The 21,604-nt window shown below is 60.7% G+C and carries 18 protein-coding genes; 14 read left to right on the top strand and 4 right to left on the bottom strand.

What is annotated here, in order from left to right; all coding sequences use genetic code 11:
* The first annotated feature begins 29 nt into the window (after positions 1-29).
* Positions 30-1,259, top strand: a complete 1,230-nt coding sequence (argJ, locus tag QIT27_RS07700; protein ID WP_285263393.1) for a bifunctional glutamate N-acetyltransferase/amino-acid acetyltransferase ArgJ — start codon at positions 30-32, stop codon at positions 1,257-1,259.
* 75 nt (positions 1,260-1,334) lie between these two features.
* Complete coding sequence (locus tag QIT27_RS07695; RefSeq protein ID WP_285263392.1) at positions 1,335-2,291, top strand: Nudix family hydrolase; 957 nt, start codon at positions 1,335-1,337, stop codon at positions 2,289-2,291.
* 84 nt (positions 2,292-2,375) lie between these two features.
* Here QIT27_RS07695 and QIT27_RS07690 read toward each other — a convergent pair whose 3' ends face one another.
* Entirely contained in the window at positions 2,376-3,278 is a 903-nt protein-coding gene (locus QIT27_RS07690) for a carbon-nitrogen hydrolase (RefSeq protein ID WP_285263391.1), read from the bottom strand.
* Between the two features lie 10 nt (positions 3,279-3,288).
* The gene (locus QIT27_RS07685) at positions 3,289-4,359 is read right to left on the bottom strand and encodes an agmatine deiminase family protein (RefSeq protein ID WP_285263390.1); all 1,071 of its coding nucleotides are present in this window, start codon (positions 4,357-4,359) and stop codon (positions 3,289-3,291) included.
* Positions 4,360-4,557: 198 nt separating this feature from the next.
* Here QIT27_RS07685 and QIT27_RS07680 point away from each other — a divergent pair, with 198 nt between their 5' ends.
* Together QIT27_RS07680 and QIT27_RS07675 are read left to right on the top strand one after the other, a co-directional pair.
* Positions 4,558-5,799: a lipoprotein-releasing ABC transporter permease subunit gene (locus QIT27_RS07680; protein WP_285263389.1), complete on the top strand. Its 1,242-nt coding sequence runs from the start codon at positions 4,558-4,560 to the stop codon at positions 5,797-5,799.
* Positions 5,800-5,809: 10 nt separating this feature from the next.
* Positions 5,810-6,511, top strand: coding sequence for an ABC transporter ATP-binding protein (locus QIT27_RS07675; protein ID WP_253016002.1), 702 nt, complete (start codon positions 5,810-5,812; stop codon positions 6,509-6,511).
* A gap of 1 nt (position 6,512) precedes the next feature.
* Here QIT27_RS07675 and QIT27_RS07670 read toward each other — a convergent pair whose 3' ends face one another.
* The gene (locus QIT27_RS07670) at positions 6,513-7,064 is read right to left on the bottom strand and encodes a DUF2062 domain-containing protein (protein WP_159342527.1); all 552 of its coding nucleotides are present in this window, start codon (positions 7,062-7,064) and stop codon (positions 6,513-6,515) included.
* A gap of 97 nt (positions 7,065-7,161) precedes the next feature.
* Here QIT27_RS07670 and QIT27_RS07665 point away from each other — a divergent pair, with 97 nt between their 5' ends.
* The 7 genes from QIT27_RS07665 to murB are packed head-to-tail and all read left to right on the top strand — an operon-like array spanning position 7,162 to position 14,691.
* The gene (locus QIT27_RS07665) at positions 7,162-9,426 is read left to right on the top strand and encodes a DNA internalization-related competence protein ComEC/Rec2 (RefSeq protein WP_285263388.1); all 2,265 of its coding nucleotides are present in this window, start codon (positions 7,162-7,164) and stop codon (positions 9,424-9,426) included.
* Positions 9,427-9,481: 55 nt separating this feature from the next.
* A complete protein-coding gene (gene msbA / locus QIT27_RS07660; protein WP_159342525.1) occupies positions 9,482-11,218 on the top strand; it encodes a lipid A export permease/ATP-binding protein MsbA in 1,737 nt (578 codons plus the stop codon).
* Positions 11,215-12,231 (top strand): tetraacyldisaccharide 4'-kinase, encoded by a 1,017-nt coding sequence (lpxK, locus tag QIT27_RS07655; protein WP_285263387.1) that lies wholly within the window; start codon positions 11,215-11,217, stop codon positions 12,229-12,231. The genes msbA and lpxK overlap by 4 nt, the downstream gene beginning before the upstream one ends.
* A complete protein-coding gene (locus tag QIT27_RS07650; RefSeq protein ID WP_159342523.1) occupies positions 12,224-12,433 on the top strand; it encodes a Trm112 family protein in 210 nt (69 codons plus the stop codon). The genes lpxK and QIT27_RS07650 overlap by 8 nt, the downstream gene beginning before the upstream one ends.
* Positions 12,433-13,218 (top strand): 3-deoxy-manno-octulosonate cytidylyltransferase, encoded by a 786-nt coding sequence (kdsB, locus tag QIT27_RS07645; RefSeq protein WP_285263386.1) that lies wholly within the window; start codon positions 12,433-12,435, stop codon positions 13,216-13,218. Before QIT27_RS07650 ends, kdsB begins: the two co-directional genes overlap by 1 nt.
* Positions 13,215-13,682 (top strand): low molecular weight protein-tyrosine-phosphatase, encoded by a 468-nt coding sequence (locus tag QIT27_RS07640; protein WP_159342521.1) that lies wholly within the window; start codon positions 13,215-13,217, stop codon positions 13,680-13,682. The genes kdsB and QIT27_RS07640 overlap by 4 nt, the downstream gene beginning before the upstream one ends.
* On the top strand, positions 13,672-14,691 hold the full coding sequence (murB, locus tag QIT27_RS07635; protein ID WP_285263385.1) for a UDP-N-acetylmuramate dehydrogenase: 1,020 nt from the start codon (positions 13,672-13,674) through the stop codon (positions 14,689-14,691). Before QIT27_RS07640 ends, murB begins: the two co-directional genes overlap by 11 nt.
* A 59-nt stretch (positions 14,692-14,750) precedes the next feature.
* Here the strand turns inward: murB and rne are convergent, their stop codons facing one another.
* Positions 14,751-18,146, bottom strand: a complete 3,396-nt coding sequence (gene rne, locus QIT27_RS07630; protein WP_285263384.1) for a ribonuclease E — start codon at positions 18,144-18,146, stop codon at positions 14,751-14,753.
* A 686-nt stretch (positions 18,147-18,832) separates the two neighbouring features.
* Between rne and QIT27_RS07625 the strand changes: the two genes are divergently transcribed.
* From QIT27_RS07625 to sppA, 3 genes are read left to right on the top strand one after another with little or no spacing between them, the layout of a single operon-like run.
* Positions 18,833-19,774 (top strand): RluA family pseudouridine synthase, encoded by a 942-nt coding sequence (locus QIT27_RS07625; RefSeq protein ID WP_159342519.1) that lies wholly within the window; start codon positions 18,833-18,835, stop codon positions 19,772-19,774.
* 10 nt (positions 19,775-19,784) lie between these two features.
* Positions 19,785-20,477, top strand: coding sequence for an HAD family hydrolase (locus QIT27_RS07620; RefSeq protein ID WP_285263383.1), 693 nt, complete (start codon positions 19,785-19,787; stop codon positions 20,475-20,477).
* A gap of 9 nt (positions 20,478-20,486) precedes the next feature.
* Positions 20,487-21,602 (top strand): signal peptide peptidase SppA, encoded by a 1,116-nt coding sequence (gene sppA / locus QIT27_RS07615; RefSeq protein ID WP_285263382.1) that lies wholly within the window; start codon positions 20,487-20,489, stop codon positions 21,600-21,602.
* Positions 21,603-21,604: the final 2 nt, after the last annotated feature.

The following is a 21,604-nucleotide window of genomic DNA, read 5'->3' as shown; positions in this document are numbered from 1 at the left end:
ATACGTCAGTGTGCGTAAAGGAGAGAAACATGGCGGTGGGACATCTTCCCTTTCCGGAATTGCCACCCCTTGACGGGGTGCGTCTAGGGACTGCAAAGGCGGGCATCAAGAAGCCGGACCGCCGCGACATGGTCGTGATCGAACTGCCCGAGACGGCCACCGTGGCGGGCGTGTTCACGCGCAATGCGTTCTGTGCCGCTCCCGTGGTGGTGGCCAAGTCACACCTTGAGGCGTGCGCAGAGAGCGGCCTTGCGCCCCGGTACTGGCTCATCAATACCGGCAACGCCAATGCGGGAACGGGTGAGGCAGGACTGCAGGATGCCTATGCCAGCTGTGCCGCGGTGGCCGAGCAAGCCGGGGTGGACACCACCCAGGTACTGCCGTTCTCCACCGGCGTGATTGGCGAGCCGCTGCCCATGGCTCGTCTGCTGGCAGGCTTGCCTGACGCGTTGGCAACGCTGGCCGACTCGAGCCAGGCGTGGCAGCAGGCAGGAGAAGGCATTCTCACCACCGACACCCGCGCGAAAGGGGCCACGGTCACCGTGATGATTGGCGACCAGCAGGTCACGATCAACGGCATTACCAAAGGCTCGGGTATGATCAAGCCCAACATGGCCACCATGCTGGGGTTCGTGATGACCGATGCGGCCATCGCGCAGCCGTTACTCGCCACGCTGCTGCGAGAAACGGTGGATCGTTCGTTCAACTGCATCACGGTGGATAGCGATACCTCGACCAACGATGCCTGCATGCTGGCGGCAACGGGCACTGGAGCGCGTATCGAAAGCGACGAACACGTCGCCGTTTTCCGTAATGCCCTGCAGCGGGTGATGACCGAGCTGGCCCAATCGATCATCCGCGATGGCGAGGGGGCGACCAAGTTCATCACGCTGCAGGTGAACGAGGCCTGTACGCGCCAAGAGGCATTGGACGTCGCCTTCACCGTGGCTCACTCGCCGCTGGTCAAAACCGCACTGTACGCTTCCGACGCCAACTGGGGACGTATCTTGGCGGCGGTGGGGCGCGCGCCGGTGGCGTCGTTCGATGTCAGCCGTGTCGTCATCGATTTGGGCGATGTGCGTTTGGTGGAAAACGGTGGCCGTGCGAACAGCTATACCGAGGCGGCGGGCAGTGCCGTCATGGCTGAGGAAGAGATCACAATTCGCATTAATTTGGGACGTGGTGACGAGGCGGCCACTGTGTGGACCTCGGATCTCTCCCATGACTATGTGTCCATCAACGCGGATTACCGCAGCTAAGGCTGCGGCAACGTGCTAACGCAGCGAGATAGCGCCGTGCAAGCAAGGCGGCGCGCACAAAGTGGATAAGACGTAATGAGTGTAATGGTAAAACGACGGGTTCATGTTGCGGCGGCTGCGATGATCAGCGCCGATCAAAAGCACGTGCTGATCGCGCGCCGGCCTTCCAACGTCGATCACGGCGGCCTTTGGGAGTTTCCTGGTGGCAAACTGGCCCCTTACGAAACGGGACTAGAGGGCCTCAAACGTGAGCTGCATGAAGAGTTGGGGGTAGAGATCGTTCGTGCCCAGCCGCTCATTCGTGTTCACCATGAATACCCTGACAAACATATCCTGCTTGATGTATGGCAGGTACACGAGTTTGCGGGTGAGCCATTTGGTCGTGAAGGTCAGGCGGTGCGCTGGGTGCCGATGAACGAGCTGGTGAACTATCCGTTCCCGGCGGCAAACCTGCCGATCCTCCGAGCCGTCATGCTACCCACCGAGTACCTGATCACCGGTGAAGAGCCTGATGACGAGCGTTTCGCAGCGCTGCTGGAGCGCGCACTGCGCGAAGACAACGTCCGTCTTGTTCAATTGCGTGCGAAAAGCTTGGATGATGCGGCGTACGTCGCGCGTGCCGAACGCGCCCTCACGCTGTGTCGCGAATACGGCGCGAAACTGCTGCTCAACGGTGAGCCAACCCTGCTGGACCAGGTCGACGCCGATGGCATTCACCTGACCAGCGCCCGGTTGATGCAGCTAGATCGCCGCCCGATTGCCGAAAACAAGTGGCTGTCAGCTTCTACCCACGACCAGAAACAGCTCTCCCAGGCGGCCGTGTTAGGGTGTGATTTCGTCACCCTATCGCCGCTGCGTACGACGCCGTCGCACCCGGAAGTGGCCCCCATGGGCTGGCATGACTTCCAGCAGCTGGTGGAGCGTGCCGGTATGCCAGTGTTCGCGCTAGGTGGAATGACCCGCTTCGATGCCAACCACGCGCGCGCAGTGGGCGCTCAAGGGATTGCCTCGATTCGCGATTTCTGGAAGTAAGCGCTTTTACCTGATCGCCGATAGCAAAACGCCTGCTCTGGTAACAGGGCAGGCGTTTTGAGTTTTCAGGGCGAGTGTCTAGGCTTAGTCGCGATAGCGGCGGGTCAGGTCGCCATACGCGTCGACCCGACGGTCGCGCAGGTAGGGCCAAATGCGGCGGGTGTTTTCGCTACGCGCCATATCCAGGCTTACGACTAACTGCTCGGTCTCTTCACCCGCATGTGCTAACAGCTCGCCTTGTGGGCCGCAAATAAAGCTACCGCCCCAAAACGCGATACCGTCGCCCACGCCGGAGTGGTCCGCTTCAAAGCCGACGCGGTTAGCCACCAGAACAGGCAGTCCGTTGGCAACGCCATGGGCACGCTGAATCAGCGTCCAGGCATCTTTTTGCCGCGTCTTTTCGGCGTCGTCGTCGTTAGGATCCCAGCCAATGGCGGTGGGGTAGAGCAGCAGCTCGGCACCCGCCAGCGCCATCAGGCGCGCAGCTTCTGGATACCACTGGTCCCAGCACACCAAAATCCCTAACCGCCCCACGGACGTATCGATTGGGGTAAAGCCCTCTTTGCGAGTGTCGTCGGCGTCGCCAGGGGTGAAGTAAAACTTCTCGTAGAACCCAGGGTCGTCGGGAATGTGCATCTTACGGTACTGACCCACCCGCCCCTGAGCGCGGTCGTAGACCACGGCCGTGTTGTGGTAAAGCCCCGCCGCGCGTTTCTCGAACAGCGAGCCTACCAGCACGATATCCAACTCTTTTGCCAGTGCTGCTAGCCGCTGGCCGGTGGGGCCATCCAGGGATTCAGCAAGATCGAACAGCGCCGGGTCTTCGTATTGGCAGAAGTAGTGGGTGGCATGCAGCTCTTGCAATAGCACGAGCTGTGCCCCTTGGCTCGCTGCCGTGCGAATGCCTGCTTCGCTTTCGGCTAAGCTGCGTGCTTTGTCTGGCCATGCGGCTTGTTGAACAACCGCCACGTTGAGTGTCTGGGACATGCTGCCCTCCTTAAGAGTGAGTGGTCGCAGGCACAAGCGTACCTTTGGGTAGCTGCATGGTTAAGCAGTGCAGGCTACCGTGCTGTCGAATCACGCTGACGCACTCGATGGGAATCAGCGTATGCTCGGGAAAGGCCGTAGCCAGCGCCTGGAGGGCCGTGACATCCGCAGGATCCCCGTAGGTAGGGACCAGCACGGCATCGTTAATGATCAAAAAGTTGGCGTAGGTGGCCGGTAGGCGATGCCCATCTTCAGGATCAAAGCAGGCCTGGGGCCAGGGAAGCGGAACGAGCCGGTAGGGATCGCCATTACGCTGACGAAACGCTTTCAGTTCCTGCTCCATGGCCTGAAGGGCCGCATAGTGGGGATCGGTGGGGTCATCGCAGCGCACGTAGGCAATGGTGGTGGGACTACAAAAACGTGCCAGCGTATCCACGTGGCTGTCGGTGTCGTCACCTTCTAAGTTCCCATGCGTAAGCCACAGTACTCGGTCGACACCAAAGTCGTCTGCCAATCTCGCTTCGACATCGGCACGGGAGAGTGACGGGTTGCGGTTGGGATTCAGCAAGCAAGCGTCGGTGGTGAGCAGTGTGCCTTCGCCGTCGGTTTCGATGGCGCCGCCTTCCAGTACCATGTCACGAGAAGCCACCGGGCAGGCCCATACGCCTGCATCTGCCAGCCACTGCGTTAGCTGGTTATCCCGTTCGGCAGGAAACTTGCCGCCCCAGCCAGTGAAGGTGTAATCCAGCAGCAACGGCTGGTCATCTTCGTCCAACACCGTGATCGGCCCGTGATCCCGCGCCCAGGTATCATCGGTGGGTGCGACAATGAGCAGCAGCTGCTGTTTGGGGATGCCGTACGCTTCGAAGCTGGCGGTTAGGCGCTGGTAAGTCGCCTCGTCGGGCACGCTAATGATGACGCGTTGGTAGCGCGCGGCGGCCAGTACGATGCGCTCGAGCGTGGCCTCGATACGCGCCAGCATCGGTGCCCAGTCGCCGTCAGGGCGGGGCCAGGTGAGCTGCAGGCCATCTTGAGGGTGCCACTCGGGCAGTAGGCGGTGGGTCTTGGTAGCCAACGTCAACGGTGCTCTCTCTAGTCAGAATAAGCTTACCCAGCGGGCAAGAGGAACGGGCGCAATTTAGGGGGTTGCCTCACAAGTTGCAAGCGATACCGTCATCAAGGGAACGGTGTTCGCAGCCGCGACTCTAAGGCTGCGTTTGCACATGCAGCCATGCTAAAAAAACCGTACCATGGACGCCCATTATTAAGGAATGTCGCCATGCTTGATCGTTTGCCTTTTCTGGTGGGGCTGCGCTATGTGCGCGCTAAACGCCGGAACCACTTTATTTCGTTCATTTCCCTGACGTCGATGTTGGGCTTGATGTTGGGCGTCGCGGTACTGATTCTGGTGCTGTCGGTGATGAATGGGTTCGATCACGAGCTGCGCACACGCATTTTGGGCATGGTGCCCCACACCAAAATCGAATCCCAGGAAGGGTTGGTGGAGTGGGAGTCGCTGGCAGAGCAGTTGATGCAGCGCGAGCGAGTGATCGGCGCCGCACCTTACGTGGAGCAGCAGGGCATGTTCTCTGCCGGTGGCCGAAACCAAGGGGCGATGGTCAACGGCATTCACCCGGATTGGGAAGATCGCGTTTCCATCATTGGTGAGCACATGCGCGAGGGTGAACTGTCCGATCTGGTGCCGGGAGAGTGGAACGTCGTGCTGGGGTCGATGCTTGCGCGTCGATTAGGCGTCGGGGTGGGTGACCGCGTAACTCTGCTCGTGCCTGAGGCATCCATTACGCCAGCGGGCGTGTTCCCCAGGCTCAAGCGATTTACTGTGAGCGGTATTTTCAGCGTCGGTGCCGATCTCGATGCAAGTCTTGCGTATGCCAATATTGAGGATATGCAAACGCTGGCTCGCTTGGGCGATGCGGTGGGCGGGCTGCGACTGGAACTCGATGACTTGTTCATTGCTGGGAGTGAAACCCAAGCCATCGTGAACGAGCTGGGCCCGGGCTATCGCGGCACGGATTGGACCTTTTCCCACGGTAATCTTTTCCAGGCGATTCAAATGGAAAAGCGCATGATCGCGCTGCTGCTCACGGTGATCATCGCCGTTGCCGCCTTTAATATCGTCTCCACGCTGGTCATGGTCGTCACGGACAAGCGTGCCGATATCGCCATTCTTCGCACGATTGGCGCCACGCCGCGCTCGATCATGGGCATTTTCATCGTACAGGGCCTAGCCATCGGGCTGATTGGGATTGCCGTTGGGGTCGCCGTGGGCATTTTGTTGGCGCTCACCATTTCCGACCTCATTAGCTGGTTCGAGAGCGCCTTTGGTATTCAGTTCCTGGATGCCGGGGTTTACTTCATCAGCGACCTGCCGTCACGGCTGGAGTGGAGCGATGTGCGTGGCATCGTGTTGGCTGCCTTCGGCCTGACCTTCCTCTCGACGCTTTACCCTGCATGGCGAGCCGCTCGGGTTCAGCCTGCCGATGTACTTCGCTATGAATAAGGATGCTCCGATGACGTCAACCAACGCAAACGCCGTCATGCTGGAATGCCGTGAGCTGACTCGCATTTACAGCGAAGGCCCTCAGGATCTGACCGTACTGGACCAGCTCGAACTCACCGTGCATGCCGGTGAGCGCGTCGCGATCGTGGGTAGCTCTGGATCGGGAAAAACGACCCTGCTGAACCTGTTGGGTGGGTTGGATCGACCCAGTGCGGGCAGCGTGGTGATCGGCGGTGAGCCGCTGTCAGGGCTGAACGAAGCGGCGCTAGGCCGCTTTCGTAATCAATATATTGGCTTTGTCTATCAATTCCACCATCTGCTAGCGGAGTTCACCGCCGTTGAGAACGCGGCGCTACCGCTGATCATTCGTGGTCAGTCGAAAAAAGCCGCCGAACAGCGGGCCATGCAGTTACTGGAGCGGGTGGGCATGAAAGCCCGTGCCGACCACAAGCCGGGTGAGCTGTCAGGGGGCGAGCGCCAGCGCGTCGCGATTGCCCGCGCGCTCGTCACGGATCCTAGTCTCGTTTTAATGGATGAACCAACGGGCAACCTGGACCAGACGACTGCCGCTACCATTCTGGGCCTGATGGATGAGCTGGCCAAAGAGAGCGCCTGCGCCTTCGTCATCGTTACGCACGATGTGGGTCTTGCGGCCCATCAGGATCGCGTGATGAAGCTGGATGGAGGACGCCTGGTAGCACAGGCGGGGTGATTTAGTCGTCAAACTCTGATTCGATGCGAGCCCTGCGCCGCCGCCTCTTCAGGCGGCGGCGCTTCCAGTTATGAGAGACGTGCCAGCGCCAGATAAGACGAATGCCGACGTTTGCAACTGCGGCAAGGACGATGGCCGTGATCAACGACCCGAGCAGTAAGGGCGGCAGAATGTCGTGCATCTGTTCGGCAACCCAGCGTGTCGAGATACGTGAAGGCGCCTCCCGTGCAGGGGCGTCCAACAAAAACGTACCGATGCGATAATTAGCATAAAAAATCAGCGGCATGGTGAGCGGGTTAGTGACCCACACCAACCCCACCGACAGCGCCAAATTACAGCGACTCAGCCGCGCGCCCAACGCTGCCACCACCATCTGAAAGGGGATGGGCAGCATCGCGCAGAACAGCCCAACGCTAAACGCGTTGGCCACGCTGCGTCGAGTCAGTAGCCATAAACCCGGGTCCGCAATCAGCGGTGCCATGAAGCGCAGGGAGCGCTGGCGCTTTAGCGTGTCGGGTTTTGGCATGTAGCGCTGCAGGAAACGGCGCGGCATGTCAGGTACTCTTGCGATAAGTGGTTTCTATTATCCATATAGCGCAGGGCTTCGGCTATGGCGTGCACAGGAATGGTGAAGCACCAGGGAGGGGCGCATGGGACGGGGGGTGGCAATCCCTGCCGCCTTGGCGGCGTTGGTGGGCGGGCTTGTCGTAGGATTCACCGGTGCCCAGAGCGGTACGTGGTTACTGCCGCTGGCGCTAAGCGTGGGCGGCCTGCTGAGCCTGGCATCGCGGCCGAGCGCACTGCCGTGGCTGCTCATCGCGGGAGTCGTGGCGCTAAGCGTTCAGCAGGAGTGGTCACGCAGGTTGCCCGTTGGGTTGAGCGGGCAAGATCTCGAGGTTGACGCCAAAGTCGTCGATGTACAAGCACAGCCCGGGGCACAGCGGCTGCGCTTGCACATCGAGCGCTGTACGGCGCCTGCACACGTACCCAACTGCGAGCGCTTAGGCAGCGTTCGGGTAAGTGCCTACGGTCATACGTTCCAAGCAGGCGAGCGCTGGCGGATGATCTTACGACTGCGGCCGCCTTCTGGCTTTCTCAATCCTCATGCATTCGACTACGAGCAGTGGCTTTGGCGCGAAGGGATACACGCTACCGGCTACGTGCGTACGGACCCTGCGCCGCAAAAGCTGGCCGCTGCCGCTCCTCGGTTACGCCCGTGGGCCTCAGCGTGGTTGGCACAGCGTCCACTTGCACCCCGTACTCAACGCTGGTTAGCGGCGCTCACGCTAGGAGATAGCGAGCAGCTTACCCAGGAGGACTGGGCGCTGCTGAATGCCACCGGGACGACGCACCTAGTGGTGATCTCCGGATTGCACGTGGGGTTGGTGGCCTCTTTCGTGCTGTTGCTAGGGCGCTATAGCGCTCGCTTGAGCTCTCCCACCCATTGGCGGCTGCGGACGTGGCCCTGGTGGCTAGCCGGTGCGGCGGCCGTCGCCTATGCCGGACTGGCAGGATTAGCGCCCCCGGCCATGCGTGCGATGATTATGACGCTACTAGGCCTTTGGGTGTTGAGCGGTCGTCATGCTCCCGGACCCTGGCAGGCGTGGTGGCTCGCGCTTGCGCTGGTACTGATAGTCGACCCCCTTGCCTTGTGGCGACCAGGGCTGTGGCTATCGTTCTTGGCAGTGGGGTGGTTGATCATCATTTGGCAGGGACGCGCTCGGCCTCGCGGTATCAAGGGCTGGTGCTGGGCATTGTTGCGCTCCCAACTGTTACTTGCCCCATTGATGGCGGCAGCCGTGCTGTTGGCGTTTGGGCGTGTGGCCCCCGTTGCACCTTTGATCAATTTGCTAGCCGTGCCTTGGGTCAGCTCCATCATGGTGCCGAGCGCGCTGCTTGGCTGGCTGTTCTCGCCGCTGCCCGGCCTTGAAATGCTGCCTTGGTGGGTCTTCGAGCAGGCGTTGGCAGCTTTTCACTGGCTGTTGCGTGTCGCGGTCGACGCGGCTCCTCTCTGGCAGCCGCCTGCCCCGTTGGTCTATCCACTCGCTGGAAGCCTGGTGCTGGTGTCACTGTGCTGGGGATTGCCTGCCATGCCGCGCTGGCTTGGGATCGCGTCACTGGCGCTCGTCGCGACGCTACCCGGGTGGCCCCGAGAGTCGGCGCTGGCCGATGGGCAGCTTCGTGTGACCGTACATGACGTGGGGCAAGGCCAACTGGTCGAGCTGCGCAGCGCCAACCGTCGTTTTCTCTATGACACGGGGCCGCGTTTTCGCAGTGGCTTCATGCCGCTGCAAAGTCTGTGGCCTCCCGGTCAAGTCATCGATCAAGTGATCGTCAGCCATGCGGATACTGACCATGCTGGAGGCGTCGACGCGCTATTGGCCGATCATCAGGTGGGTCAGTGGTGGGCACCCGAGGGTGAGGCGTTACCGGTCGCGGGCCGGCCCTGTCGTCAAGGGCAGCACTGGCAAATGGATGGCATTCGCTATCGCGTTCTGTGGCCACCGAGGGGTAAGAACGCGCTTTCCTCGAACGATCGCTCCTGCGTCTTGGCAGTGAAGGTCGGTGAGCACCAGCTGCTGCTGACGGGGGACGTAGGCCGGCAAGTGGAGCGCCAGCTTCTCACGCAGCTCGATGGTCCAGTCAGCGTTTTAGTGGCAGGGCACCACGGCAGCGCAACGAGTTCGGGCGTTCAATTCGTCCGTCATACCACGCCACAGCACGTAGTGTTCAGTGCAGGGAGAGACAATGCGTTCGGGCATCCTGCCGACGACGTGGTGCGGCGTTTTCGGCAGCAGCAGAGCTGTTTGTGGAGTACCGCCCATGACGGAGCGCTGCGTTTTTTGCTCACGCCTGGGCAACCCATCTCGGTGCGGCCCATGCGCGCCCTGGCAGGAGGGCATCAGCGGTGTTGAAGCGGGCCACCATCAGGTAGAATCGCCCCACTGCACACTACTGCCGGGAGCGCGTGTGACTGATTCAGGTTGGATGTTATATAAGCGGTTATTGGGTTACGTGAAGCCACACTGGCGCGCGTTTGCGCTAGCGGTGGTAGGTTTCGTGATTTACGCAGCGTCGAGCACCGCGCTGGCGGAGATGATGAAGCGGCTGATCGATGGGATTCAAAACCCCGATGCCGCTTTCCGTTTTTTTCTGCCGCTGTTCGTGGTGCTCATGTTTGCTTCCCGCGGTCTGGGAACGTTTTTGAGCACTTATTTCATGGCATACGTTGGGCGCTATGTAATCCACACCCTGCGCTGTGACGTGTTCGCGCACTTGTTGCACCTACCGGGGCGCTTTTTCGACCATCACTCCAGCGGCCATTTGGTGTCTCGAGTGACCTATCATGTCGAACAGGTGGCGGGAGCCGCGACCAATGCCGTTACGATCATCCTGCGAGAAGGGCTGTTCGTGATTGGTCTGATTGGCTATCTGTTTTGGACCAATTGGATGCTGACGCTGCTGTTTTTGGGGGTTACCCCGATCATTGCCGGTGTGGTGAGCTACGTGAGCAAGCGGTTTCGGCGTATTTCCAAGCGCATTCAGCACTCCATGGGCGATGTGACGCACGTGGCGTCGGAGGCACTGTCGGGGTATCGCGTGGTGCGAACCCATGGCGCAGAGGCTTACGAGAAGCAGCGCTTCGAACGGGTCAGTGAAGAGAATCGTCGGCAAAGTATGAAAGAAGCCATGACTCGCGCGGTCAGCTCGCCTGTCGTGCTGATGCTGGTAGCGATATCCATGGCGCTACTGGTGTGGCTGGCCATGGCGCCTTCGCTCATGGAAAACATGACGCCGGGCGAGTTCGTTGCCTTCATTACGGCTGCTGCGCTGATGATCAAACCGGTACGTCAGCTCACCGAAATCAACGGTGAGATTCAAAAAGGGATTGCAGCGGCGTCTGAGCTGTTTGGCCTACTTGACCTTGCGCCGGAACGAGACGAAGGCACCCGACTCCCCAGCAAGCTGACCGGCCATGTGATGATCGAGGATGTCAGCTTCCGCTATGGGGACGACCAGCCAAATGTGTTGCATCACGTGAATCTGGACGTTGCCCCAGGCGAGCTGGTTGCCATTGTGGGCCGCTCGGGAAGCGGTAAGTCCACCCTGGTGAGCCTGCTGCCGCGTTTCTACCGTCCCAGCGAGGGGCGTATCTTGATCGATGGCGTGAATGCCGATGAGTACGCCCTAGGTCCGCTGCGTCAGAACATTGCGCTGGTCTCCCAACAGGTCACGCTGTTCAATGCGTCGATTGCCGACAATATTGCCTATGGGGTGACAGACCCCGATCCGGCAGCCATCAAGGCAGCGGCCGAAGCTGCCTATGCCAGCGAGTTCATCGAAAAGCTGCCTGAAGGGTATGCGACGGTAGTCGGGGAGAACGGCGTCATGCTCTCAGGCGGGCAGCGTCAGCGGCTTGCCATTGCACGAGCAATCTTCAAAGACGCCCCGATTTTGATTTTGGACGAAGCGACCTCCGCCCTCGACACGGAATCCGAGCGCTATATTCAGAAAGCGCTGGAGCATGTATGCCAAGGGCGCACCACGCTCGTGATTGCCCATCGCCTCTCTACCATTGAGCGCGCCGATCGCATTTTGGTGATGGATCAAGGGCGAATTGTGGAGCAGGGCACCCATCAGGTGCTGCTGGAAAAAGGTGGGGCGTACGCTGCGCTCCATCAACTGCAGTTCCAGGAGAACGAATGAGCTTGGCCGAGCGTTGGTTGAAAGCTGCCTATGACGGTAGCGCTTGGCTGACCCCGCTCTACCCTCTGGGTAATTTATACCGTTATCTTATGAAGCGGCGTGCAATGCGCTATGCGCTTGGTCAACAAATGGTACGGCGAGTGCCGGTGCCCGTGATCGTGGTCGGCAACATCACGCTAGGCGGCACCGGCAAATCTCCGCTGGTGGCATGGCTCAGCCGCTGGCTGCAGGCCCAAGGGTTTTCGCCGGGTATCGTCACCCGGGGCTATGGAGGCAAAGCGCCGCTCTATCCCTTGCTGGTAACCTCGGCAACGGACCCGCAGCACAGTGGTGATGAGCCGCTCATGCTGGCGCAGCAGACCGGCGTGCCGGTCGTGGCTGATCCACAGCGCGCCCGGGGGGCCGCTATGCTAGTGCAGCAGGGCTGCGACATAGTTATTAGCGACGATGGCTTGCAGCATTTGGCCCTGGGGCGCGATATTGAATTTGTGGTGATCGATGGCACCCGGGGGCTGGGTAATCAGCGCTGTCTTCCGGCGGGGCCGTTGAGAGAATCGGCGGCTAGGCTAGCGAGCGTGGATGCGGTGATCGTCAATGGAGCTTTGCAGCGCCCGTTGAAGATCGACAGCGTGCCCATGACGCTGGTACCCACGCGCTGGCGCCACCTGAGCTCCGGAGAGCAGCGCCCTCTGGCACCGCTGCCTTTCTCGTTACCGGTTCACGGATTGGCGGGCATTGGTCATCCACAGCGCTTTTTCGATACGCTGCGGACGTTAGGTGTCAGCGGAGAGATGCATCCGTTGGCCGATCACCAGCCTTTCGATGCCAATACGTTTCGGTTTGCATCGAAGCGCCCCATCATCATGACGGCGAAAGACGCCGTGAAGTGTCAGGCGTTCGCACCGCCTGATAGCTGGGTACTGGAGGTGGAAGCCCAGCTTCCACGTGCATTTGAGGACTGGCTGCGCGACAGGCTGTCCGACTTGACTCAAAGGGGAAGCACCGATGGATAAGGAACTGCTGGCAATGCTGGTTTGCCCACTGTGTAACGGCAAGCTGAAGTACGACCGCGAAGCTCAGGAGCTTTGCTGCCATTACGACGGGTTGGCTTACCCAATTAAGGACGGCATTCCTGTCATGCTGCCCGAAGAGGCGCGGCAGATGGATGCCGACGAGAAGCTGTCCACGTCACCTGGCCGTACCGGGGAGGCGTGATGGCAGATACGTCGACGCCGTTTATCGCCGTAGTGCCCGCCCGGTTTGGCTCCTCGCGGCTGCCGGGTAAACCGCTGCTGGACATTGCGGGAGAGCCTATGGTGGCGCATGTGTGGCGGCGGGCCAGCCAAAGCCAGGCAAGCCGCGTAGTCATTGCCACCGACGACGAGCGTATTCGTGAGGCCATGTTGCCCTACGGGGCAGACGTCATTATGACGCGCGACGACCATCCGTCAGGCACGGACCGGTTGGCCGAAGTCGCCGAGACGCTCGGCCTTAGCGACGAGACGCTGGTAGTCAATGTCCAGGGAGATGAGCCGCTTATCCCTCCCGTGCTCATCGATCAGGTGGCGCTCCGTTTGGCCGACGATCCCGATGCCGCGATGGCCACTTTGGCGGAACCGATCACGGATGTGGACACGCTCTTCAATCCTAACGTGGTGAAAGTCGTGCGTTCGCTTCAAGGGCGGGCGCTGTATTTCTCGCGTGCGCCGATCCCGTGGGATCGGGAGCATTTCAAACATCCCCCCAACTTATTGGACACCGACGCATGGCTACGCCATATCGGTATCTACGCTTATCGGGCAAGCTTTTTGGCAGCCTATCAGGATCTGCCGACCTCCACGCTGGAGCAGTTGGAGCAGTTAGAGCAGCTGCGCGCCCTTCAGCATGGCTACGCGATTCAGGTAGCGTTGGCCAGCGCGGTGAACCCCGCCGGTGTGGATACGGAAGAGGATCTAGCTCGCGTCAGAGCGCTGTTGGCGGTAGAAGGGGGGCAGTCATGACGCGCGTACTGTTTGTTTGCTTGGGCAACATCTGCCGTTCACCCACGGCGGAAGGCGTTTTTCAGCAGGCGTTGGCGCGGGCAGGGCTCACTCAACGTATCGACATCGACTCCTGCGGCGTGGGCGATTGGCACGTGGGTAAAGCCCCTGACCCGCGCGCCCAGGCGGCCGCACGTCGGCGTGGCGTCGACATCAGCCACTTGCGTGCTCGACAGCTAACGGTGAACGACTTCCATGCGTTCGATTACGTGCTGGGCATGGATCGCGACAACTTGGCGGCCATTCGGGCGTTACAGCCCGCCGATAGTCAGGCCAAAACAGGGTTGCTGTTGGAGTATGCCGGGTTGCCCAATACCGATGTGCCCGACCCCTACTATGGCGGCGAGGAGGGGTTCGAGCAGGTGTTGGACATGATCGAGCAGGCCAGTGCTGGATTGATCGACGAGCTAACCCGTGGTCGCTGACGCTGTGAACCAATCAGCCGCCTGGGTGGATTTGTCTGCTGCCAATACGCTGCGCCTACCCTGTCGGGTAGAGCACTATACCGCGCCCACCACGCTATCGAACCTACAGGCGGCGCTTCACCATGCCCATGCCCAGCAGTGGCCCATCACTCTGCTCGGCGGTGGCAGCAACGTACTGTTGCCGCCTACTCTCATGGGCATGGCGCTGCGACCGGCGCTTAACCACTGGTGGTTGGAGCGCCGGGAAGAGGGCGTTGTGGCCTTCGTCGGCGCTGGCGTCAACTGGCACTCGCTGGTCATGGCCTTGGCGGCCAGAGGGCTTTGGGGAACGGAGAATCTGGCGCTCATTCCAGGTGATTGCGGTGCGGCGCCGGTACAGAACATCGGGGCCTACGGCGTCGAGCTGAGCGATGTGCTGGAAGGTGTCCAGGTGGTCGAGCTGGCTACGGGGGGGGCGCGCTGGTTGAGCGTCAAGGACTGTCAGTTCGGCTATCGCGATAGTATCTTCAAACGGGCACTGGCGGGTCGAGTGGTGATTACTCAATTGGCTCTTCGGCTTTCCGAGCACCCACGTCCCGTGCTGGGCTATGGCGATTTGGCGTCCCGCATATCGGCTTCGCCCACGCCACTGGCGGTCGCTCAGGCGGTCTGCGCCATTCGTCAAGAGAAGTTGCCGGATCCGGCCGTGCTCGCCAATGCGGGTAGTTTCTTCAAGAATCCAGTGGTAAGTGATGCACACGCGCAGCGACTTCTGCAAGCATATCCGCAGATGCCGCACTTTCCTCAAGCCCATCAGCACACCAAGCTGGCGGCAGGATGGCTGATCGATCAGTGTGGGTTGAAGGGTCATCGTGACGGCGCATTTGGCGTGCATGAGCGACAAGCGCTAGTGCTCGTGCACTTTGGGGGAGGCGACCGTCCTGGGCTGCTGCGTTTTGCAGAGAGCGTGGCAAACGCCGTACACGAGCGGTTTGCCGTGACGCTAGAGCCGGAGCCTCGTGTGGTTTAAATCGCGCCTATTGCTGCTATAAAAAACCCCGCCGGAGCGGGGTTTTTCGTGTCTGGCTGTTACTCTTGCGAGTTCTGGCCTTGAGCGTTCTGCTGCTTGCGCAGCTCACGCGGATCGTTATGGGCACGACGGCGACGACGGCGCGGTTTAGGCGCTTCCTCGTCGGTGGCAACGCTAGCAGGCGCTGGCGCAGACACCTCGTCGGTCGTAGCCGTCGCCGCAGGCTCCTGCTCGGTCGTAGGGGGCGTCGCGGATGTCGCTTCGTCGGCGACGGCATCGCTGGGCGTCTTCTCGGCAGTTCGTTCGCTTGCCGGAGAGGTAGCCTCGGAGGTCGGTGCGTCTTCAGGCTTTGCAGAGGGCGCTGTGTCAACGTTATCCTGCTCCGCCGTTTCCGCCGTTTCCGCCGTTTCCGCCGTTTCCGCCGTTTCCGCCGTTTCCGCCGTTTCCGCCGTTTCCGCCGTTTCCGCTTTGGACTGGGTGTCGACGTCTGCTACCGGCGCTGCCTGTGCGTTGTTTTCCGCTGCTTCGGCGTGTGCTTGGTCAGGCGCAGTGCTGCTTGCCTCGGCCTCTGCCGGGGTGGTCTCAGGCGTTTGAGACGCATCCGTGGCCTGCGGCGCCGTGGCATGATCGGCTGGCTGGGCCTGGTCATCGCTTGCTTCGGCAACGCGTGTATCGGGCGCGTCGGTTTTGGGTGCCTCTGTCGCTGACGCCTCTACACGCGGTTCCTGCCTATCAGCGGTGGGCTTGCGCGCTGCAGTAACGTCGTCAGGCTCCGCAGGGCTAGCCGCTTCCGTGGAGGCGGGCTCGGGCTGCGGCGTGACCGGTGCCGCTGCGTCTTTAGCGTCGGCTTCCGGCTTGGATTGACGGCGCTGGCGCGTCGATTTGCGAGCTTTGTCGCCACTGTTGGCTGCACGCTCTGCGGTAGTGCTCTCTTCAGTGCTTTCTCCACTGCTTTCTCCAGAGCTCACTTCAGGACTCGCTTCCGCAGGTTGGGCGGCCTGTTCGCGTTGCATCGTCTCGGCGTCAGTCGGCGCCTCGGTGGCCGTGGCCTGAGGGGCTTCGGCTGCCTGGGAGGAGGCATCAGCGCTAGGAGCCGCGTCCGCGGGGGCTGTGCTGGCGGAGTCATCAGTGGCTTGGGGCGCCTTTGCAGCGTCCGCTTGCAGCTTCAACTGCTCGGCTTCGGCCTGCGGGTTGAGCGCCTGTTTACGCGAGCGGTTGCGCGGGTTGTTGCGGGTGCGCTTCGGCTTGCCGTCATCCTGCTGGCTGTCGTCGGCCTGCGCTGCAGGTGCGCGCTCCTCCTGCTTGTCCTGCTTGGGCTTGTTCTCCCGTGGCTTGTCGCGACGAGGCTCCTGAGGTTTACCAGACTCCTCCTTGGAGGTCTCTTTCGGGCTCTCTTTTACGCTCTCTTTAGGGCTCTGTTGACGCGTGTTTTTCGCGTTCTCTTGGCCTTTGCTATCGTCTTGTTGGGGGTGGCGGCGGCGATTACGCGTACGGCTTGGGCCGCTGCGCTTGTCGCTGGCATCTTCGTTACGTGATCCGGTGTTCCCCGCCGCGTTGCCGCGCTGATCGCTCTTGGCGTTATCGCTGCGCTGTTCCTGCTTGGGCGTGCTGTCGTTACGCTCCTGAGCCGGTTTGCTGCGTCGCTCGTTGCGGGGCGGGCGGCTTGGCTGCTCAGATGCCTTACGTGGCGCTTCCGCCTCGTTGGCCGTCTGGTGAGCGCTGTCATCACCGCCCAATAGCTTGGCAAAGCCACGGATGAAGCGGCCGAGCACGCTAGGCTGTTCGGCGGCGGGCGCTGGGGCAGCGGCTTTAGCAGGCGCTTCTTCGGTTTGCAGTGATGCAGGCGCCGGGGCGTTATGCACGACGCTCTTCACGGCAGCTTCGGCACGCTGCGCCGGCGGCGCAAAGCTTGGGTCTGGCTCTTTGCCGACGTCGGTGTCGGTCGACAGCTCGAAGCTGGAGAGCGAGTGGCTGTCATCTTCGTCTAAATGATCATCCCGCAGGCGCTGGACATCGTAATGGGGCGTGTCCATGTCAGGGCTGGGAAGCAGGACGACCCGAACGCCTTGACGCGACTCGATATCCGCCAGCACGCTGCGCTTTTCGTTCAACAGATACGTGGCAACCGGGACCGGCAGGATGGCGCGAATCTGGGCGCTGCGCTCTTTCATGGCCTCTTCTTCGATCAGGCGCATGATGGAGAGCGATAGCGAGCGCACGTCACGAATGGTGCCCTGACCGTTACAGCGCGGGCACACCACGCCGCTGGTTTCGCCCAAGGAGGGACGCAGGCGCTGCCGCGACATTTCCATCAGGCCGAAGCGTGAAATGCGTCCGATTTGAACGCGTGCGCGGTCTAGCTTCAGCGCGTCGCGCATGCGGTTTTCGACTTCACGCTGATTGCGTGCAGGCCCCATGTCGATGAAGTCGATCACGACCAAGCCGCCAATATCCCGAAGGCGCAGCTGACGGGCGATCTCGTCGGCGGCCTCAGAGTTGGTTTGCAGCGCGGTTTCCTCGATATCACTGCCCCGCGTGGCGCGTGCAGAGTTGATGTCGATGGAGACCAGGGCTTCGGTGTGGTCGATCACGATCGAACCACCCGACGGCAGCTTCACTTCCCGCTGGTAGGCGGTTTCGATTTGTGACTCGATCTGGAAGCGGGAGAAGAGGGGGACTTCATCCGCGTACAGCTTGATCTTCTGCTGGTACGAGGGCATGACCTGGCGAATGAACGCCAGCGCTTCGGCGTGAATCTCGGGACTATCGATCAATACCTCGCCGATATCCTGGCGCAAGTAGTCACGCATGGCGCGAATGATGACGTTGGATTCGCGATAGATCAGGAACGGAGCGGAGCGTTTGCCTGCTTCCGTCGTGATGGATTCCCACACCTGCACGAGGTAATCCAGGTCCCACTGCAGCTCTTCGGAACTGCGGCCGATGCCGGCAGTACGAACGATCAGCCCCATTTTGTCAGGAACGGTTAGCTGACCCATCGCGTCTTTGAGCTGGCTGCGATCATCGCCTTCGATACGGCGTGAAATACCGCCTGCACGCGGGTTATTAGGCATCAATACCAAAAAGCGACCCGCAAGGCTGATGAAGGTGGTCAGCGCTGCGCCTTTGTTGCCGCGCTCTTCTTTATCGACCTGAACGATGACTTCCTGGCCCTCTTTGAGCACCTCTTTGATGCTAGGGCGACCAGACACGTCCTTGATGAAGTATTCGCGGGAAATTTCTTTCAAAGGAAGGAAGCCATGGCGTTCAGCGCCAAAGTCCACGAACGCAGCTTCGAGAGAGGGCTCTACGCGGGTGATCTTACCCCGATAAATATTGGCTTTTTTCTGTTCCCTAGCGCCGGACTCGATATCCAAATCGTACAGGCGCTGTCCATCTACCAGTGCGACCCGCAGCTCTTCAGGCTGGGTCGCGTTAATTAGCATCCGTTTCATGTTGTCTCACGTAGCATGGCGTGCCGACGTGCTTTGAAAGCGAGCGTCGGCGAATCGCTGGGTGCTGCGTGCTTGTGCTCGGCGCATGGTTATGCTGACGCATTAAGCCGGGAAGGCAGTCGTGCCAACCCGGCCGAAAGGGCGTTGAGTACGTGGCGGCGGCAGAACGTGTTTCGGTGGCTGTCACGTCCATCCGGCTCTGCTGACACCGCCCACACCTGGCATTCATCGATTCGCCAACGCCGGTATCGGCACAGCGTTGATCTTAGCGCCCCAGCGTCGCAGCGCCTTGTGACGAACAGGGGCTGTTGGCAGGGGCGTAACGTTTATTTAATGACGGGCCCGCCGTTGCTGGTAGGGCCTGACGTTCTCTGTCGTCGAACGATGGTTGAACGACAGAGTTACTACATTTCAATACGTTGTCAGTAGGCAGTGCGTACACTTCGCTACTTGGTTCGCTCTGACCTGCGTGTTTGTCGGGCAGGTGCGAAGGCAAAACGTGGGCCATCTTTCGCTATACATAAGTGATAAAAGCGGGCCACGTTCGGCCCGGCCACGTTGGCCGATGAGCGCTTTGGAATATAACAGTAAAGACAACCACCAGCAATTGACGCAATGCCGCTAGGTCTACGTTAGAATGCCGTTTTTAGCCTGACGTTAAAGAATGTCACCAGGAGTACGCGGCAATGTCCGAAGGGCGTGAAGTACAGTGGGTGGAAATCGCCCCGGAACAAGCAGGTCAGCGAATCGATAATTTTTTGATGACGCGATTGAAAGGCGCTCCCCGCGCACTGATTTATCGCATCGTTCGTAAAGGGGAAGTTCGCGTCAATAAAAAACGGGTCAAGGTCGATTATCGCCTTCAGTCTGGCGACTTGGTACGAGTGCCGCCGCTGCGCCTAGCGCCTAAGGAGGCGGTAAAAGAGGTCAGCGACAACCTGCGCGACCTACTGGTGGGGAGCGTGATCATGGAAGGCCCCGATTGGATGGTGCTGAACAAGCCGTCCGGGCTGGCCGTCCATGGAGGAAGCGGTGTCAAGATTGGCTTGATCGAGGCGTTGCGCCAAGTGCGTGACGATCTGACGTTCCTGGAGCTAGTGCATCGTCTCGATCGTGATACCTCTGGCTGTTTGCTACTCGCCAAGTCCCGCGATGCGCTGGTTACCCTCAACGATGCGTTGAAAAAGCACGGCATGGACAAGCGCTATTTGGCGCTGGTCGCCGGGCGCTGGCCTGCCCGCAAAACATACGAAAGCGCCCGGTTAGACCGTTTCGACGCGGGCAACGGTGAGCGACGCGTACGGGTAGACCCCAATGGCAAGGTGTCGCGTACTCACTTCTCGGTGGTGGAGACGTTCGAGAAAGTCACGCTGATCGAAGCGGAGCCCGTGACCGGGCGCACCCATCAGATTCGTGTGCACGCCGCGCATGCCGGGCACGCGCTGTTAGGCGACGATAAATACGCGACCCGTGACAGCGGTTTGTTGACCAAGCAGTTAGGGTTGGGTCGTCTATTCCTCCACGCACGTTCGCTGACGTTTCCAGAGCCCGGTAATGGCAGGCCGGTGACGGTAAAAGCGCCGCTTCCAGAAGCGCTCGAAGAGACGCTCAATCGCGCACGTCAATAAGGGGAAGGGTATGCGTTACGAGCTGATTATCTTCGATTGGGACGGCACGTTGATGAATTCCGTGCCCAAAATCGTTGCCTGCATGCAGGCCGCAGCGGCAGATGCCGAGTGGGGCGAATTGGACGTGAAGGCCATCGAAGACATTATTGGGCTGGGGCTACCCGAAGCGATCGCTAAACTGTGTCCGGGCATTTCTCCGGAGCAGGCTGAGCGGCTGCGCCAGCGTTACTCTCACCACTTCGTGGAGGGGAACACGACGCCGATGCCCTTTTTCGACGGAGTGGAGGCGCACTTGGCTAAATTGCGAGAACGCCCTCAGCAACGGCTTGCGGTCGCGACGGGTAAAAGCCGTCGCGGGCTCGATCGCATCTTTCGCGAGACGGGGAGCGGCCAGTTTTTTCACGCGAGCCGCACTGCCGATGAAACTCGCTCGAAGCCGCACCCACAAATGCTGCATGAGATATTGGTCGAGCTGCAGGTGCCGGTAGAACGGGCGGTCATGGTGGGGGATACGGAGTACGATTTGGAGATGGCTCGCGCCTTGGGAATGGATCGAGTGGGCGTGACATACGGGGTGCACACGCCCGCCCGTTTAGCGGCCAGTCAGCCCATATGGGTGGCTGACGACATACCGTCGCTATTCCAGTGGCTTTACGGCGAGTCTCAGGATGGGCAGATCAAGACTTCAAGAAACGCAACGTAGGAATCGACGATGAGTGATGATCAGCGGCGCGATGAGCGTCATGGGCAGGCGCCTGGAGACCGTGCGTCGCCGAGTGACCATGATCGCTGGACGCAAGGGCCCGAAGTACCTGCTCAAGAGGGGGCGTCAGCACCGGTAGGTGCGCAAGGGGACGACGCCGAGACGCTGCGAGAGCGACAGCGGCTGGCTCAGCTCGAGATGATGGATCGCTGGATCGGTGGTGTGCTGACCGAACAGCGCCGAAGTCGCCGCTGGAAACTGTTCTTCAGGCTCATGCTGCTCTTGCTGGTATTGATCTCGCTGACGACGACGCTCTATCGCGTGTTCTTGGCGGAGCCGACCGCCGCCGTGCCCGCCCAGCAGCATTTGGCGCTGGTGGAAATCCATGGAGTCATCGCCAGTGATGCCCCAGCCAATGCGGAGCGCATCATTCAAGGTTTGAACCGAGCGTGGGAAAATCCCGGTGCCGCCGCCGTCGTGCTGCACATCGACAGCCCGGGGGGGAGCCCTGTTCAGTCGCAACGTATCTACACCGAAATCATGCGCCTGCGTGAGCAGGGTGATAAGCCGATCATTGCGGTGATCGAAGACATTGGTGCCAGCGGTGCGTATTACATCGCGGCAGCGGCTGATGAGATCGTGGCGTCTCCCGCCAGCTTGGTAGGGTCGATTGGAGTCATTTATGCCGGATTCGGTTTTCAAGAGGCCATTGCCGAGTTGGGGGTGGAGCGTCGTGTCATGACGGCGGGCGAAAACAAAGCGTTTCTGGACCCGTTTCAGCCGTTGGATGAGGACGTGGCGCGCTTCTGGCAAAGCGTGCTCACCCAAACCCATGAGCAGTTCATCGACGATGTGCAAGCAGGGCGAGGGGCGCGTTTGAGTGACAGCCCGGATATTTTTTCCGGGCTGATCTGGAGCGGCGAGCAGGCGTTGGGCTTAGGGTTGGTCGACGAGTTGGCGAGCCTGGAGCAGGTTGCTCGTGCCCAGGTGGGCGAGGCGTCCTGGGAGAACTACACGCCGCGCTTGGATCCCTTCGAGCGTCTAACGCGTCGCTTTACTCAGGCGGCGGCCGAGGTGCTGGGTGTTCACACCCGTCATGCGCCAATAAAGTTTCAAGTTCAGTAGCG

Source organism: Halomonas sp. LC1 (genome assembly GCF_030247125.1).
GTDB lineage: Bacteria > Pseudomonadota > Gammaproteobacteria > Pseudomonadales > Halomonadaceae > Vreelandella.
This window is presented reverse-complemented; position numbering and strand designations above follow the sequence as displayed.